The organism is Shewanella pneumatophori (genome assembly GCF_023283895.1).
GTDB lineage: Bacteria > Pseudomonadota > Gammaproteobacteria > Enterobacterales > Shewanellaceae > Shewanella > Shewanella pneumatophori.
Window position 1 is genome coordinate 522,391 of record NZ_JAKILB010000002.1, and the last position, 16,034, is coordinate 538,424.

The window sequence follows — 16,034 nt, forward strand, 5'->3', positions numbered from 1 at the left end:
TAAGTTGCAGCGTGAGAGTGACTTATAGGGCTTTTGTTTATCTAGCATTGTTATTAATATTTACCGGCTAAAAATTGAGGCTATTTTGCTAATTCAATTTTACCGCTGATAGTAGAGACATTGAGCTCTGCATTGCCATTGCCTGTTTGAAATTTTAGGTAACTCTGCGGTGAGTACTTTGCTTTTGATACAAGATCGTTTGTTAGCTTATTGATAATTTTTCCGCCGGGTCCACCATTGATATCAACGTTCACATCGGCGGCACTTAAGAACTTAATCTCAATGTCGCCACTTACACTTCCAAGGGTGGCACTTTCAGTAAGAGTATTCAGTGATAACTCAAGATCGCCACTCACTGTTTTGATATTGAGGCTATCCACGTTTGCTAGTGCGATAGTGGCATCACCAGAGACCGATTCTACTGATACTTTGTTAGCCTGAGTATCAGCGGTAAGTTCACCACTTACGAGTTGGTAACGTAACGAGCCACTACTTTGCGTGTCTTTAATATCACCCGATACCGTTTGTAAGCTGACTTTTCCGCTTAAACTACGGCTCAATATATCCCCTGATACGGTTTGTAATGCGGCTTTTTGTTGTAAGTTGTTGGCTTTTATATTGCCGCTAACTGAGCTGATATTAAGCTTACCAGCCAATGAATCTAGCGCATAATCGGCTGATACCCCCTCTGCATGCAGCTTTAGCTGACTTGGCAGAGTAATGGTGAGTACTGAACCGTCTTTATTGCTGCCACTATATTGGCGTGGCAACTTATCTTCAATGGTCACCTTGTTACCGCTAACATTGAAAATAAAACCTTGGCTAAGTTCATCGAGGGTGCCGCTGACGGCGATTTCATTTTTATCCCAAGATTTAAAAGTGACGTTACCGCGCTGCACCTTAACCTTAACGCTTGGGTCTGCTTGTACGCTTTGCTGCTGCTGAATACGCTCCGCTGCAAATGCACTTTGGCAAAGAAGTAGCGTGCTAATTGTTAAAGCACTAATCAGTTTATGGGTCATATTAAAGCTCCTTGAGATAATGGTGTAACTGGCAGAGATTGGCCTTGTTGGAGTAACTCGATTTCTTTTGCTTGAGTCCATAACCAAAGCTGCCAAAGTTCCTTGTCGTTGGGGGATTGTTGTAGTGCTTGGTAGATCTGTTCTGCCGCTTGTCTTAATTGTTTGATCCCTTCTTCGAGCGGATCGCTAAACTGGCTAGTTTGCCAATTTACATGTTGCTGCACACTTAATTGCTCAACCTGTTGTTGATGCTGTAACCGAATGTCAGCCAGAGTAGTGAGTAAGGCTGAACCTTCCGTCGTTGGTAACATACTACTCTGCCAAATATTGCTACCTAATACTCCAGTCAGTAATAGGATGCTGGCAACCGCTAGACGACGCCATTGCTGCGAGCGTTTGCTGTTAGTTTGTTGAAACTCGCTTTTGTCGAGTTGCCTTTCAATGCCTAGCCAAAGATCTTGCTCGGGGGCGATCTCTTTCGGCGCTTGCTTTACTAGCTTTGCAAGCTGGCTATCTAGGTTATTAATGTTTGCATGACTCATACTGGCCTCCATTATCTGCTGGGCCTATATTTTTGTTAGTTAACGAATGTTGACTCATTAGCTGTTGTAGTAATTTTTGCGCGCGGTGGTATTGAGCTTTACTGGTACCTGCGCTGATCCCCATTAAGCTGGCTACCTCTTCATGTTTGTAACCTTCGAGTGCATGTAGCACGAATACAATACGAGCTCGCTCCGGCAGCTTAAGCAAGATCTTGTCGAGATCTTCATATTCATCACTAACCGAGTCGATATCGACTTCCTGACTGACAAAGCGAGCCCAAAATGAACGGTGTTTCTTCACACTTGATAGTGCCTGATTAACACTGAGACTATGCAGCCAAGTTGTAAACTGACTTTCACCGCGAAACAGAGGTAGCTTTTGCCAAAGCCTGACAAAGCAGTCTTGGGTAGCTTCCTCTGCTAGAGCGACTTGTCCTGTAATACGCAAACAAAGGGCATACACGCGCTGGTGGTGTATTTGGTATAGCTGCTTAAAGGCATGTTTATCACCTTGTTTGGCTTTGGCTATTAGTTCAGGTTCTTGAAGTTGAGCTAACTCCATTACCTGCTTTGTTGCGGTCACTGGCATTTCCTTGTGCGCGGTCGATATATATAAGACATAGCCAATAGCTAAAAAGGTTTAAATGCAATAGAAATTATTTTTAGAGATAGAGGCTAACTGAGTGTTGGCGCAGTATGTAAAAGGAAATTAGCGAATAATTTTAAGTTGTAGTAAAACAAAAGGAGCAATAGATGCTCCTTTTGTATGTGGGAACAAGCCTAGCTTGTTAGCTTAGTTTGGCAAAGACTAGCTGGGCGCCGACAAGGTCAGCAAGTGCAGTGCCAACGGTTTTGAATAAGGTTATTTCTGTATCACCTGTTCTGCCTGAGATCTCACCTTTACAAAGTTGGCCTAGCTCCCCCTTAACCTGGCTTAATGCAAATACGCCCTCTTTTTCAGGGATTAATAAGTCACCAGCTTCGGCAAAAACATTGATCTTCGAATCAACAAACACCGAGGATTTCACAATCAGTTGGCTATCAAATTCGCGCTTGTCGTGATTGTGGTTACCAACAAAGTCTGTGTGAGTGCCAGCTTGTACCCAATTACCCTCAAATAGTGGTGTTGCTGAACCCGTAGCACAGCTGATGATATCGGCCTCGCGCACGCTTTGCTCTATGTTAGTACATTGCAGTACTTCAATATCTGGGCGTTTATTTCTTATTAGTTCAATCGTTTTTTGAGTCTTGGTTTCGCTGCGTCCACAAACGGTGATTTGGGTTATTGGACGCACACTCGCGTGAGCGAGTGCCATAAAGTGAGCTAGCTTACCGGTGCCGAAAACTAATAGCTTGTTAGAATCTTTACGAGATAAGAAGCGACTACCTAATGCGGAAATGGCTGCTGTGCGCCAAAAGGTCACGCTAGTGCCGTCTACAAGAGCCTGTGGCTCACCAGTTTCACGACTAAACAACATTATCTTTGAGTAAAGACTAGCAAGCTCAGGAGACTTATTAGGATTATCGGGAAAGTAAGTGAAGGCTTTTACTGCAATCGATTGCTCATTCCAAGAAGGCAGAACTGCAAAAGCGTCATGATGCTGAGGCGAGTTATCCAACTCAAATACTCGACGCTGCGGCATTCCTGCTGGACGGGAAAATGTTTCAGCTAAAGCATTGATTAAATCTAGAAAATTAAGCGATTGGTGAACGGACTCTGCATTAATGACGATCATGAAACCTCCTTTAAAGTATATTTTATACTATTTGTGGGGCTGATTAGAGTCAAATTAGTTTTCGATGGTTAATTATATTTCAACTTAATAATTAGAATGTTAGCGTGTGTTGGTTAATGTTTGCGGTTTTTGAGCTTTTTTGTAGTTAAATCTGCTATATAATCGGCCGATAAAGATCTGTGACAGGTCTGGGCGATACTTAATCCAGTGTTTCCTAAAGTAATATCAGCAAATAATAAGAGATGTAAAAATGCTAATACGTTACAAATTATTGTTAAGTGCTGGCGTATCTATTGCCGCACTAGCCGCCATGTTCGGCCTTCAAGTTTACTTTAGCCAAGTGCAAACCGATCTCGCCAACACATCAATGCGTATCGCAACGCTCAACAATGAGATGTTAAGTCTGCGCAAAGACGAAAAAGATTTTTTGTCGAGAAACGATGTTAAGTACATAGGCCAACACCAAGATAACCAGCAGCAAGTGAAAGCCATCGTCGCTCAATTAGAAACTGATTTTGATAAGTACGATATTCCCACCGCTAGCCTAAATCAGTTTAATCAAGCCGTAATGAGTTATAGCGATACCTTTAAGCGTGTCACCAACCTCAATCAGCAGATTGGTTTAACGCCTAAAACCGGTTTATATGGCACTTTGCGTAGCGCGGTGCATCAAGTTGAAGAGATGGTAGGCCGATATAATGAGCCGAATTTGATGGTGCAAATGCTGCAGTTAAGACGTGCCGAAAAGGATTTTATGCTTAGGCGGAATCAAAGTTACGTTGTTAAGTTTGATGCCAGTCTAGCTAAATTTAGTAGTATGTTGGCAAGCTCGCAGCTTGCACCTGAAGCGAAACAACAAGTGACTAAGCTGATGGGGCAATATGATACCGACTTTAAAGCGCTTGTCGATAAAGAGCGACAAATGGGGTTAAGTATTTCTGAAGGTGAACTTGGTCAATTGCGTAAAGCTGTCGCCACAACTGAGCAAGCTCTGCAGCAGCTTGAGTCATTAGCGTTAAATGCGATTACTGAAAAACAAAATTCGGCATTTATTGTTGGCTTGTCGATTGCCGTATTGATTGCGCTGCTGCTGGCATTTGCCACGCTAACCATTATTCGTAGCATTATAGAGCCGGTTAAGCGGATCACTGAGGTAATAACCCATATTGAGATTAATAAAGATCTGGCGATGCGCTGTGATGACTCAAGTAATGATGAACTTGGGCAAATCGCAACTCACTTTAATAGTATGGTTGAGAGTTTCCAGCAGCTTATTCATCAAGTAACCCAATCGGTTGAGACCATGAACCAATCTTGCCAGGAGCTATCTACTAACGTGGCTAGGGCATCTCGAGGCGCAGAGAATCAGCTCAATGAAACAGATATGGTAGCAACGGCGATTACCGAAATGGGCGCGACCATTGATGAAATTGCTAAAAATACTGAGTTGGCGGCTAACAAAGCGAGTATGACCCATGATAACGCGCAAACAGGGAAAACTGGCGTTGAGCAAACTATAGAAAGAATTGAACATCTAGCGCGACAAATTAATGAGTCTGCTGCTGTGGTTAGCGAGTTAGAAAAAGACAGCTAAACAATCGGTAGCGTACTCGATGTTATTCGTGGCATCGCCGAGCAAACTAACTTACTTGCGTTGAATGCAGCGATTGAGGCAGCAAGGGCGGGTGAGCAAGGACGTGGCTTTGCGGTTGTAGCCGATGAGGTGCGCAGTTTAGCAATGCGAACCCAAGAGTCTACTGAAGAAATCGCTTCAATCATTCAAACTTTGCAGTCGCGTACCCATTCGATTGTGAGCTTAATGCAAGCTAGTCGCGATCAAGGTAATCAAAGTGCAGAGCAAGCTGCTTCAGCAGGTACGTTATTGCAGCAGATTAATAGTGATGTGACTAATATTCTAGATATGAGTACCCAAATCGCTGCGGCAATTGAAGAGCAGAGCATGGTTGCCGCTGAAGTGAATCAAAACGTGGTGGTTATTCGTGATATCGCCCAAGAGACGGCGGACGTTGCTACCCAAAACTCAAGTGCGACTGATGATGTACGGGAACGCGCGGAGTTTTTAAAAGATGCTGTGAGTAAGTTTAAAGTTTAAAACTTAATTTCATAGCTTTAACACAAAGGCCTCGAGTGACTCGGGGCTTTTTTGTATGCGGAGTTGGTGGCTTGAATTGAATGCGAGTTGTAAATTTCAGGCATAAAAAACCTCGCTAGGCGAGGTTTTAATTTTGCAATTTAAGGTCTTAATTTGCCTTATTGCAGGTTTAGTTGTTGCTGTAACACCTAAACTAAATATTGGTGCCCGAACCCGGAATCGAACCAGGGACACGAGGATTTTCAATCCTCTGCTCTACCGACTGAGCTATTCGGGCAACGGGCGCTATTAAAAGGCTTTTACCGATTTGAGTCAACCCATTTTTACAAAAAGATGACTTTTTTTGCTTAAGCGTTGAATAAATAGTCGTTTAGAGTTAGTTATGAGCAATGGCAGTTTATCTGTCTGCAGAGAGTGAGCAGATAGCCTTAGTTAGCCATGCTGCTAACACTTGTGAAAAACACACCGTATTAGGGATTTTTGAGTGATCGGCCTCTGAAGGGAGAACTAAGTGGAGCGCCAAATAGATTTAATCTGGAAGATCCAGCGTCATCCAATTGCTTTGTTTGTGGTAATTGGTTGCTTATTGATATTTTCGTTAGCGGGCTATTATCGTTTAAACCTTGATGTCGATTTTAGCGATTACTTTTCACCGTCAGATCCGCGTTTAACTGCACTTAATAGCATGACTGACAAGTTTGAGCGCCATGATCAATTATGGATGTTGCTAGAGACTGAGCAAGATTGGCGTGATGACAGTGCTGAAGTTCAGTTGAAAGCCTTTTTAACAATGCTTAATAGTGACTCCAATATTATTAGCATTCAGGGCTATAACCAGTTTGTTTTGGGAACAGCCAAAGCTGAAAAAATCCTCGCGTATAAAACTCACCCAAGGTTGTCATCAGTATTATCTGCAGATGGCCGTGCGATTTTACTGCAAATTCAGTTGGATAATAGCAAGCTTACTGATTTTGCAACTCAAAGCCTATGGCTCGATGAAGTGCTACAAACTATAGAAACTAACAGCCAGCGTTATTGGCAGCCTTTGAATGTTGAGGTGCATTTAAACGGAACTCATGCATTAAATTGGCAATATGCCAAAGTGTTACTGCATGATCTTAGCTGGTTTGCTCCTGCGTTATTGGGGATTATCTTCTTAATGGCGCTGTTGTTTATCCGCCAGAAAATGTGGATATTAGCTTTAGCGCTCAACAATCTAATTACCTTGTTGCTCACACTTGGACTGGCTGCCTGGCTTAATCTCACTTTAGCCGCCATAAGTGCATTTGTGCCAGTGATTATTGTTACGCTTGGCTTAGCTTATGGCTCGCATTTATATTTTGGGTGGCGCACTAAACTTGGGGGCGGCGCAAGTCCGAATGAGGCACTGCAATATACGGTTAGTGTTAACCAAGCACCGTTATTCTATTCAAGTATCACTACTATCTTTGGTTTTAGCTTGTTAACTTTGAGCCCATCTCCGCCGATCCAAAGCTTTGGCATCTTGGTCGCTTTTGCGGTGCTGTGTAATTATTTGCTGTGTTTAACGAGTTTAATTTTCTTTGCTCAATACTCTAGTGCATCAACCAAGCGGTTATTGAACTTTGATAACGTAGTCCAGCTTGCAAAATACAATGCGCGGCGGCCTAAAGCGGTTATAGCCGGTATTGTTATCTTCAGTGTGCTGGCTTTGGTGAGCGTGACTAAGCTGACGTTAAATGATGATCCATTAAGCTATTTTAAATCCTCGAATCCTTTTACTTTATCTAGCCAAAAAATGGCGCAATATTTTTCTGGGATTAACTTACAGCATTATGTGGTCAGTACTGTTGAAGAGCGGCAAATTGATAAAGCCGAGATCAGTTTCATTTATAAATTCAGCCGTTATTTAAAAAAGCAGCCAGAGGTTGTAACGGTACAGCATATCGGTGATTGGATAAAAGCTGCCGGAATAGGCCAAAATCAATTTAGGCGAGTTTTATCGCAAAATAGCGTGCAACAGTTAGGGCTGGCGAGTGAACTTGCACAGGATAAACAATCGAGTTTAATAACCTTGTATTTGCAGCCAATGACAGCCATGGAGCTAATAGCTTTTGAGCGTAAAGTCGATACATGGCTGGCAGAGCAGAGCGCTGGTGTTAAGCTGAGCCTGCCACTGGGGAGTAATTTGCTGTTTGCTCATTTAAGTGTAGATAATGCCAATAATATGTTGTTTTCGTTTGCAGCGGCATTGATTGCCCTAGCCATCTTGCTGAGTATTTTAAAAGGTTCGATGATTTATGGACTAATAGGTTTATTACTTAACTTTTTGCCTTTACTGTGGGTGTTTGCACTTTGGCAATTAAATGGCGGCTTTATTAGCCTAGGCACTGCCGTTGTTTTGGGGATGATGCTTGGCATTATTGTTGATGACACTTTACATTTAATGTTGAAGTTACCCAATACGCATATATCGCCCTTAAAAGCTGCTAACAGTAAACTAGCCGTCAGTGCTGATAGTTTGTGGCAGAGTTTGCAGCAGGTGTTGCCTGTGATTAGCTTTACAACGTTAACCATCACCTGTGGTTTTGCTATTGGTTTAGTCTCTGATTTTACTCCGATAGGCCAGCTTAGTTTACTGTCTTGCTTAGTGGTTATCTTTGCATGGGGCTTTGATGTGTTAATGCTGCCAGTGCTTTATTTATGGTGGATAGTCATGAAACCGAAAGAGGCTAAAGCTAAGACTGAAATCTAATTGAAGCGGAATTTATTTGAATTCAGGCGATAAGATGGCCCAAATACAACATTAATCAAATTTTGTACAAAAAATAAAGGCCTCTAATGAGGCCTTTATTTGTCGTCAAATATGCAAGTTTTATAAGATTAGTTAGCGACTAATTTATTGTTTGGAAAATTAGCTTTCATTACCATGAGTGCATGATCTTTAAGCTTTTCTTGACCAAGTTCACCATAAGCGGTTGACATGATTTCGAGTGCTTTTTCTGCAGATGGAGTACCTGGGTAAGTCTCTAAAACTGACTGTGCACGTACAGCAGCTGCACTCCAAGCATTCATTTTTATGTAGTATTCAGCCACCTTGATCGAGTAAAGTGCCAATCTATTTTTTAGGTGCTGCATGCGTTTTTGTGCATCTGCTGCATACTTACTGTTTGGATATGACTTAATTAGTCTATCAAAATCTTTAAATGCATCTTGTGCGGCTTTAGGGTCGCGGTCAGAACGATCGATATTTAGCATATCGTGAAATAGGTATCGGTCCGACTGCATATTGACTAGGCCGCGCATGTAGTAAACATAATCAATATCTTTATGTGTTGGGTTTAAGCGAATGAATCTATCGATATTCGCAATGCCTGACGCTGGATCGTCAAGTTTGTAATAGGCATAAATTAGGTCAAGCTGTACTTGAGTCTTGTGCGGGCCAAACGGAAAGCGTGAATCCAAGGCTTCTAGAGAACGCACAGCTTTGCTGTAATTACCTAGTTGCATTGAGGTTCTTGCTTGAGAGTAAAGCACTTCTGGTGAGCTTTTTGTCATCACAGGGTCTTCGCCCTGTTTACTACTACAGGCCGTAGCTGCAAGCGTGATAAGGACTACAGCGACACTTTTGGCAATTTTATGCATACTTGAATTCGATTCTTTTAAAGTTATTGTTAAGAATTTTTCCATTTCACGATAAAATAGAAACAATCCGATTGTAACAGATAGTAAACATTTTTGGACCCAGAAAAGTGGGTACGGTTCATATGACACAAGAGATTAATCTAAAAAGCGAGATCACAGCAACACAAACCGGGCAAAGATTGGACCAGACATTGGCTGAATTGTTCCCGGACTACTCGCGTACACGTATTAAAGAATGGATTTTAGCGGGTTCAGTCTTTATTGATGGTGAAGTTTCTGACAAGCCTAGAATTAAAGTGCTTGAAGGTCAGGTTGTGACTATTGGCGCCACACTTGAAGAAGAAACTAAAGCTGAAGCCGAAGCGATTGATTTAGATATCATCTATGAAGATGACCACATTTTGGTTATCAACAAGCAAGCAGGTTTAGTTGTACATCCTGGCGCAGGTAACCAAAGTGGTACTCTAATGAATGCATTGTTGCATCATTGCCCAGGTATCGAGCTTGTGCCACGTGCAGGTATCGTGCACCGTTTGGATAAAGATACTACCGGCTTGATGGTAGTGGCCAAAACTGTTGAAGCGCAAACACATTTAGTCAGTGCGCTGCAGGCACGCGATATTACTCGTGAGTACGAAGCCATTGTAACCGGTACTATTATTGCTGGTGGCACTGTTGATGAACCAATCGATCGTCACCCAACTAAACGTACTCATATGGCGGTTGTTTATAACGGTAAGCCTGCGATGACCCACTACCGTGTGGCTGAAAAGTTCAGAGCGCACACACGTTTGAGATTGCGTCTTGAATCTGGTCGTACTCACCAAATTCGTGTGCATATGGCACATATTGGTCATGTATTGGTTGGTGATCCTGTTTACGCTGGTCGTCCTCGTCCACCAAAAGGTGCGGCACCTGACTTTTTTGAAACCTACATGGGCTTCAAGCGTCAAGCATTGCACGCGGTAAGACTTGAATTAGCACATCCATTCACTTGTGAAATCATGAGCTGGCAAGCGCCAATTCCTGATGACATGGTCAAGCTAACTAAAGCACTGCGTAAAGACACTGAAGATAACCCAACTGTGTACTAATGAGTCATCATATTGAAAATCAAGCTTGGTTTATTCCACCCGGAGTAAACCTAGCTTTTTCGACTCGAGAAGGCGGTTGTAGTCAGCCGCCTTTCGCCAGCCTAAATCTTGGGCTGCACGTTGGCGACGACCCACAAAAGGTACAAGCCAACCGTTTGCTCATTGAGCAACAACTCTCTCTTACTGCAAAACCTGCTTGGCTAGAGCAAACTCACAGCATTGATGTCGTTGAAGCTGATAATACCCAAGTGATTAATGCCGATGGCAGCTATACCCAAAGTAAAGACCAAGTTTGTGTGGTGATGACTGCAGATTGTTTACCTGTACTGTTATGCGATGAAAACGGCACTGAAGTTGCTGCTGTGCACGCAGGTTGGCGCGGTCTGTGTGATGGTATTATTGAAGTTGCAGTGGCTAGGTTTACCCATAAACCACATGAGTTAGTCGCTTATCTAGGCCCCGCTATTGGTCCGACTGCATTTGAAGTTGGGGCAGAAGTTAAAGCGCAGTTTGAAGCAAAACATCCGCAAGCGAGTCAATTTTTTAGCGCGCACCTTAATAAGCAAGGCGAGCAAAAATTTATGGCCGATATTCAAGGTCTGGCAAGCTTTAGATTAACCGAGTTAGGTGTAAAGCGTATTTATGCCGACAAACGCTGCACTGTGTCTGCAGTGAATGACTTTTTCTCCTATCGCCGTGATGGCGTTACCGGCCGCATGGCATCATTTATTTGGCTTAACGATTAACTTTATTACTCATCTTCGACTTGATCTTGTTCAAATAGCCCCCATCTTTTAAGTAACATCAATTTCGCTTGAACGCGGAATGACCCCTTTTCAGAGTGAATAGAAGTGCGAATGGATTGATATTGTTTCTAAAGCGATATTAGTGCTGTCCAATTCGGTTTCTCGAAGTAGATACGCAAGCTCCATTGCCTTTATGTCACCTTTTTTATGAGTTATCGGAGGATTTATGCGATTAGATCGTATGACCAATAAATTCCAGATTGCCATCTCGGATGCTCAGTCATTGGCACTAGGCCGAGATCATCAATTTATTGAACCATCACATTTGATGATGGCATTACTTAATCAAGATGGCGGTTCAATTCATCCGCTATTGACCCAAGCAGGGATCCAGGTGAGCACTTTACGCTCGCTTTTAAGTCAGGATCTAGAGCAACGCCCACAAGTTGAGGGCACGGGTGGTGACGTTCAACTATCACAGGCGTTAATTCGTTTACTTAATTTGTGCGACAAATTAGCGCAAAAGCGTAAAGACAAATTTATCTCTAGTGAGCTATTCGTTTTAGCTGCGCTTGAAGGCAATGACTCGTTAGCACAAGCATTAAAGCAGTCTGGCGCAACCAAAGAGCTGATGGAGTCGACCATTGACCAAGTGCGCAACGGTCAAAATGTTGATGATCCTAATGCTGAAGATCAACGCCAAGCGCTTAAAAAGTTTACTGTTGATTTAACTGAACGTGCAGAGCAGGGCAAGCTTGATCCTGTAATTGGTCGTGACGATGAAATTCGCCGTACTATTCAAGTTTTACAACGTCGTAGTAAAAACAACCCTGTGCTTATTGGTGAACCTGGTGTCGGTAAAACCGCCATTGTTGAAGGCCTAGCGCAGCGGATCATTAACAATGAAGTACCTGAAGGCATTAAAAACAAGCGTGTATTGTCACTAGATATGGGCGCATTGGTTGCTGGTGCAAAATATCGTGGCGAATTTGAAGAGCGTTTAAAAGCAGTGCTGAATGAGCTTTCTCAAGAAGAGGGGCAAGTGATCCTCTTTATCGATGAGCTACATACAATGGTAGGCGCAGGTAAGTCTGACGGCGCAATGGATGCGGGTAATATGTTAAAACCTGCGCTTGCTCGTGGTGACTTACATTGTGTAGGCGCAACGACTTTAGATGAATATCGTCAATATATTGAAAAAGATGCTGCACTTGAGCGCCGCTTTCAAAAAGTATTGGTCGATGAGCCAAGTGTTGAAGATACCATTGCAATTTTACGTGGCCTTAAAGAGCGTTATGAGCTGCACCATCACGTTGAAATCACCGATCCAGCGATTGTGGCTGCAGCGAGTATGTCGCACCGCTATATTTCAGACCGTAAGTTGCCAGACAAAGCAATTGACTTAATTGATGAAGCCGCATCAAGTATCCGTATTCAGATTGACTCTAAGCCTGAATCTTTAGACCGTCTTGAGCGCCGTGCGATTCAGTTAAAGCTTGAAGAGCAGGCATTGAGTAAAGAAGCCGATGAGGCGAGTTTACGTCGTTTAGATACATTGCGCACTGAGCTTAAAGATGTTGAAGCTAAAGCGGCTGAGCTAAATGAAATTTGGCACACTGAAAAGGCGGCGCTTGCAGGTACTCAACATATTAAGGCTGATCTTGAACAAGCGCGCATGGATCTTGAAGTTGCGCGTCGAGCGGGTGATTTAACTCGCATGTCTGAACTACAGTATGGACGTATTCCTGAGCTTGAAAAACAGCTAGATCTTGCTGCGCAAGCTGAAATGCAAGATATGACATTACTGCGTAATAAAGTCACCGACGTTGAAATTGCTGAAGTGTTATCAAAAGCTACGGGTATTCCAGTATCTAAGATGCTAGAAGGTGAGCGCGATAAGTTATTAAAAATGGAAGATGCTTTGCATGAGCGAGTTATCGGCCAAAACGAAGCGGTCAATTCAGTATCAAATGCAATTCGTCGCAGCCGTGCAGGCCTTGCCGACCCAAATCGCCCAATTGGTTCGTTCCTATTTTTAGGCCCAACTGGCGTCGGTAAAACGGAGTTGTGTAAATCACTTGCTAAGTTCTTGTTCGATACCGAATCGGCACTTGTACGTATCGATATGTCCGAGTTTATGGAGAAGCATGCTGTGTCGCGCCTTGTTGGTGCTCCTCCAGGGTATGTCGGTTATGAAGAGGGCGGTTACTTAACTGAAGCGGTAAGACGTAAACCATACTCTGTAATTTTGCTCGATGAAGTCGAAAAGGCACATCCAGATGTGTTTAATATATTATTGCAGGTATTAGACGATGGACGTTTAACCGATGGTCAAGGGCGCACGGTCGATTTTAGAAACACTGTTGTGATTATGACTTCGAACTTAGGTTCAGATCTAATCCAAATGGGCTTTGGGACTCAAAGTTATGATGAGATGAAGTCTGATGTTATGCAGGTAGTGACTCAAAACTTTAGACCTGAGTTTTTAAACCGTGTCGATGAAGCTGTGGTGTTCCATCCATTAGATGAGAGTAACATTGCTCATATTGCAGGTATTCAAATCGAAGGCTTGCAAAAGCGTCTTGCTGATAAAGATTACGGCTTAGAGATCTCAGAACAAGCCTTGGCACTAATAGCTAGAGCTGGCTTTGATCCTATATACGGTGCAAGGCCATTAAAGAGGGCATTGCAACAAGAGGTTGAAAATCCACTTGCTCAGCAGATCTTAAGCGGCCAACTATTACCAGGTAAGCCGATTAAAATAGCGGTTGAAGACGATATGTTGGTGTTTAGCCAATAAAACGTGTTCTTTAGTGTGGGTTAATCCCTTATACTAAGCGTTCTAAATGGCCTCAATTCTATGAGGCCATTTTTTATGCCTTAAGCAATGATTTAAAAGATGATTCGAGATTTGTAAGAATTATTTATAAAAGGTTTAAAGTTGCGCTGTGTGATGTATATTTGAACGATAGCGTTTAACTTATTACGACATTTATTATTTAGCTCTATAAAAGAATTGGTGTTATCGAGCTGATAAACAATACTTAAAGTGATTAGCTTATGCATGCGTACTACAGCAATAAGCCCATAATTCATTTTTATATTTTATTTTGATATAGACACGGAGTAGAACTTCATGAAAAAACAATTAGCCGTAATTGCATTGGCTTCATTCGCTGTGGTTGGCTGTTCAAGTTCTAACTATGAAAAAGAACAAACTTCAGCACCTTATATCGGTGAAGGTAATATGGAATATGAGAGCCTTTATCATTATGGTTACTACCGTGGCTGTAAAAACGCTTATGTTATGAAGCGTGAACAAACTGAGCTTTATGATTCAGTTAAAAAGGATACAGCATTGGATGGCCTAAGCCGTTTTGATTCAGGTTGGGATGCTGGCCAAAAAGCTTGTGAAGATGGTGTGCCACGTTCTATGTACAACCTACAAGCGGGAAAATAATTTCTTAGCTTGATATTGCTTATACATACAGGCTCTAACTGAGTCTGTATGTTGTTTCTACTTTTTATCCGTTTCGCAATCTCAGCGTATTGTACATTCCGGAATTTAACCCTTTTGTATCAAATAGAGCTGCAATTAGACTCAGCTAGCATTGCTAGATGTTGCAAAATAATCTAATTCGTTCATTTTGCTCTGCAATTGAAGCTTGTCGCTGCTCCTCTGTCATCGCTACAACTTCTCCTGTTTCATTATTCTTCTTATTTAGTTTTGTATGGGTGGTTAGCACATTCAGACTATGCTTGGCGTTTTCGCAAACTTGTTGAGCTTGTTGTTTATCTGCAAGAGTAATAGCAGCAGCTTTTTTCTCTAGCTCAGATGCTTGTTTGTTTTGGGTTATCGGTTTTAATGGGGCAACAGTGCCTATGCGTTTAGGTTCAATGTCTTCACTGTAGAGTTTATTGGTAAATGCGTTATTTGTGGGCGAATCAGTTGGTGATGGCGGCTGCTGGCTATAATGGGTTACGCCGTTATCATCCACCCAAGTGTAAATTGTATTAGCACTGACGAAAGCGACACTAGAAAGGCTAATAAGTAAGCTAGATGCAAGTATGCCTAATTTATGGCTAAGCCTATTGGTGGTGTTAATCATCTTCTGTCCCTAGTGGCAATGAAATAACTGACTCTCATAACCCTTAATTCTGATTTGCTACTAACATAACTCAGCAGTGACAAACTGCAAAGTAAGGTTTAGTGAGTCGCTGTTAGCTATTACGTAGATAAGCTCGTTATATAGAGCTGCTATGCTGGGTCATCTGTATAAATATAGTGGGTAGATTGAAAGTTAGCAGTAAAGGATAAAATATATGTGTTGCTAGTAAGGATTTTCAAGCTTAGTGCTTATTCAATTGTTAGCTCTCATAGGGGCAGCCCCATTTATACTGAGCTGTGTTGGTGGTTTTTTATCTATGTGGATGCATTATACAGCAGTTTGCAGCATTAGTAGTCGGTTGATTCGAAAAAGCTAATTTTATTACAAAACAGGGTTGCGCTAGTCCGAGATATCCCTATAATGCGCATCCACTGACACGGCACAGCAGGCCAACTAGACTAACGCTTGAGATTAGAAATAGTCGTAAACGCTAGATAGTACGGGACTTGCGCAGTGTTAGAGAGATTAACTTCTACGGAAATTAGCCTCAGGTGACAATCGCTTTAGAAGCTCAATTAGATGGTTATTAACACGAGAGTGTATAAAGAATCATCGCTTGAAAAACTTCTTAAAATAAGCGCTTGACGCCAACATCAGGAAGTGTAGAATACGCCTCCTCAGCCAAACGACCTAAGCGTCTAAGGCGCTAGTTTGAAAGACTTGTTCTTAATAGAATTAGCAACGCTCTTTAACAATATGACAAGCAAATCTGTGTGGACACTCACAGAGATTAAGTTATTCGAAATTACATCTTTGATGTAATCAAAAATTACTTAATGAATGAGTGTTCATAGCAATATGAAAAAAGTTTGATTTCACTTTTTAAAGTGGAAACAAATCACAGAATTCGTTGAGCCGTTCGACGTAGTCGAACAAAAAAACTTTAATTGAAGAGTTTGATCATGGCTCAGATTGAACGCTGGCGGCAGGCCTAACACATGCAAGTCGAGCGGTAACACAAGGGAGCTTGCTCCTGAGGTGACGAGCG

The 16,034-nt window shown here is 42.3% G+C and carries 11 protein-coding genes, 1 tRNA gene, 1 rRNA gene and 1 pseudogene; 7 read left to right on the forward strand and 7 right to left on the reverse strand.

Going from position 1 to position 16,034, the window contains the following annotated elements:
* Positions 1–80: 80 nt before the first annotated feature.
* From L2740_RS05280 to lhpI, 4 genes are all read right to left on the reverse strand, one after another.
* A complete protein-coding gene (locus L2740_RS05280) occupies positions 81–1,022 on the reverse strand; it encodes a DUF4097 family beta strand repeat-containing protein (RefSeq protein ID WP_248949063.1) in 942 nt (313 codons plus the stop codon).
* Complete coding sequence (locus L2740_RS05285; RefSeq protein WP_248949064.1) at positions 1,019–1,564, reverse strand: hypothetical protein; 546 nt, start codon at positions 1,562–1,564, stop codon at positions 1,019–1,021. The genes L2740_RS05280 and L2740_RS05285 overlap by 4 nt, the downstream gene beginning before the upstream one ends.
* Positions 1,545–2,126 carry an RNA polymerase sigma factor gene (locus tag L2740_RS05290; protein WP_248949086.1) on the reverse strand — a complete coding sequence of 194 codons (582 nt, stop codon included), beginning with the start codon at positions 2,124–2,126 and terminating at the stop codon, positions 1,545–1,547. Before L2740_RS05290 ends, L2740_RS05285 begins: the two co-directional genes overlap by 20 nt.
* A 226-nt stretch (positions 2,127–2,352) precedes the next feature.
* Positions 2,353–3,300 (reverse strand): bifunctional Delta(1)-pyrroline-2-carboxylate/Delta(1)-piperideine-2-carboxylate reductase, encoded by a 948-nt coding sequence (lhpI, locus tag L2740_RS05295; RefSeq protein WP_248949065.1) that lies wholly within the window; start codon positions 3,298–3,300, stop codon positions 2,353–2,355.
* 250 nt (positions 3,301–3,550) lie between these two features.
* Here lhpI and L2740_RS05300 point away from each other — a divergent pair.
* Positions 3,551–5,413: pseudogene (locus L2740_RS05300) on the forward strand (methyl-accepting chemotaxis protein).
* A gap of 201 nt (positions 5,414–5,614) precedes the next feature.
* Here L2740_RS05300 and L2740_RS05305 read toward each other — a convergent pair.
* A tRNA-Phe gene (locus L2740_RS05305) sits at positions 5,615–5,690 on the reverse strand.
* Positions 5,691–5,924: 234 nt separating this feature from the next.
* Here L2740_RS05305 and L2740_RS05310 point away from each other — a divergent pair.
* Positions 5,925–8,147 carry an efflux RND transporter permease subunit gene (locus tag L2740_RS05310; RefSeq protein WP_248949066.1) on the forward strand — a complete coding sequence of 741 codons (2,223 nt, stop codon included), beginning with the start codon at positions 5,925–5,927 and terminating at the stop codon, positions 8,145–8,147.
* Positions 8,148–8,275: 128 nt separating this feature from the next.
* Here L2740_RS05310 and L2740_RS05315 read toward each other — a convergent pair whose 3' ends face one another.
* Complete coding sequence (locus tag L2740_RS05315) at positions 8,276–9,037, reverse strand: outer membrane protein assembly factor BamD (RefSeq protein ID WP_248949067.1); 762 nt, start codon at positions 9,035–9,037, stop codon at positions 8,276–8,278.
* A 122-nt stretch (positions 9,038–9,159) separates the two neighbouring features.
* On the opposite strand from L2740_RS05315, the gene rluD reads away from it, so the two are divergent.
* The 4 genes from rluD (at position 9,160) to L2740_RS05335 (ending at position 14,337) form a co-directional block, all read left to right on the forward strand.
* Complete coding sequence (gene rluD, locus L2740_RS05320; protein WP_248469924.1) at positions 9,160–10,131, forward strand: 23S rRNA pseudouridine(1911/1915/1917) synthase RluD; 972 nt, start codon at positions 9,160–9,162, stop codon at positions 10,129–10,131.
* Entirely contained in the window at positions 10,131–10,877 is a 747-nt protein-coding gene (gene pgeF, locus L2740_RS05325; RefSeq protein ID WP_248949068.1) for a peptidoglycan editing factor PgeF, read from the forward strand. The genes rluD and pgeF overlap by 1 nt, the downstream gene beginning before the upstream one ends.
* A gap of 226 nt (positions 10,878–11,103) precedes the next feature.
* Positions 11,104–13,677 carry an ATP-dependent chaperone ClpB gene (clpB, locus tag L2740_RS05330; protein WP_248949069.1) on the forward strand — a complete coding sequence of 858 codons (2,574 nt, stop codon included), beginning with the start codon at positions 11,104–11,106 and terminating at the stop codon, positions 13,675–13,677.
* A gap of 336 nt (positions 13,678–14,013) precedes the next feature.
* Positions 14,014–14,337 (forward strand): hypothetical protein, encoded by a 324-nt coding sequence (locus L2740_RS05335; RefSeq protein ID WP_248469927.1) that lies wholly within the window; start codon positions 14,014–14,016, stop codon positions 14,335–14,337.
* 154 nt (positions 14,338–14,491) lie between these two features.
* Here L2740_RS05335 and L2740_RS05340 read toward each other — a convergent pair whose 3' ends face one another.
* Positions 14,492–14,986, reverse strand: coding sequence for a DUF4124 domain-containing protein (locus tag L2740_RS05340; RefSeq protein WP_248949070.1), 495 nt, complete (start codon positions 14,984–14,986; stop codon positions 14,492–14,494).
* 944 nt (positions 14,987–15,930) lie between these two features.
* On the opposite strand from L2740_RS05340, the gene L2740_RS05345 reads away from it, so the two are divergent.
* A 16S ribosomal RNA gene (locus L2740_RS05345) occupies positions 15,931–16,034 on the forward strand; the annotation flags it as partial.

Coding starts and splice junctions, on each gene's coding strand:
- clpB (WP_248949069.1), top strand. CDS start 11,104: ATGCGATTAGATCGTATGACCAATAAATTCCAGATTGCCATCTCGGAT.
- L2740_RS05335 (WP_248469927.1), top strand. CDS start 14,014: ATGAAAAAACAATTAGCCGTAATTGCATTGGCTTCATTCGCTGTGGTT.
- lhpI (WP_248949065.1), bottom strand. CDS start 3,300: ATGATCGTCATTAATGCAGAGTCCGTTCACCAATCGCTTAATTTTCTA.
- pgeF (WP_248949068.1), top strand. CDS start 10,131: ATGAGTCATCATATTGAAAATCAAGCTTGGTTTATTCCACCCGGAGTA.
- L2740_RS05290 (WP_248949086.1), bottom strand. CDS start 2,126: ATGGAGTTAGCTCAACTTCAAGAACCTGAACTAATAGCCAAAGCCAAA.
- L2740_RS05315 (WP_248949067.1), bottom strand. CDS start 9,037: ATGCATAAAATTGCCAAAAGTGTCGCTGTAGTCCTTATCACGCTTGCA.
- L2740_RS05340 (WP_248949070.1), bottom strand. CDS start 14,986: ATGATTAACACCACCAATAGGCTTAGCCATAAATTAGGCATACTTGCA.
- rluD (WP_248469924.1), top strand. CDS start 9,160: ATGACACAAGAGATTAATCTAAAAAGCGAGATCACAGCAACACAAACC.
- L2740_RS05285 (WP_248949064.1), bottom strand. CDS start 1,564: ATGAGTCATGCAAACATTAATAACCTAGATAGCCAGCTTGCAAAGCTA.
- L2740_RS05280 (WP_248949063.1), bottom strand. CDS start 1,022: ATGACCCATAAACTGATTAGTGCTTTAACAATTAGCACGCTACTTCTT.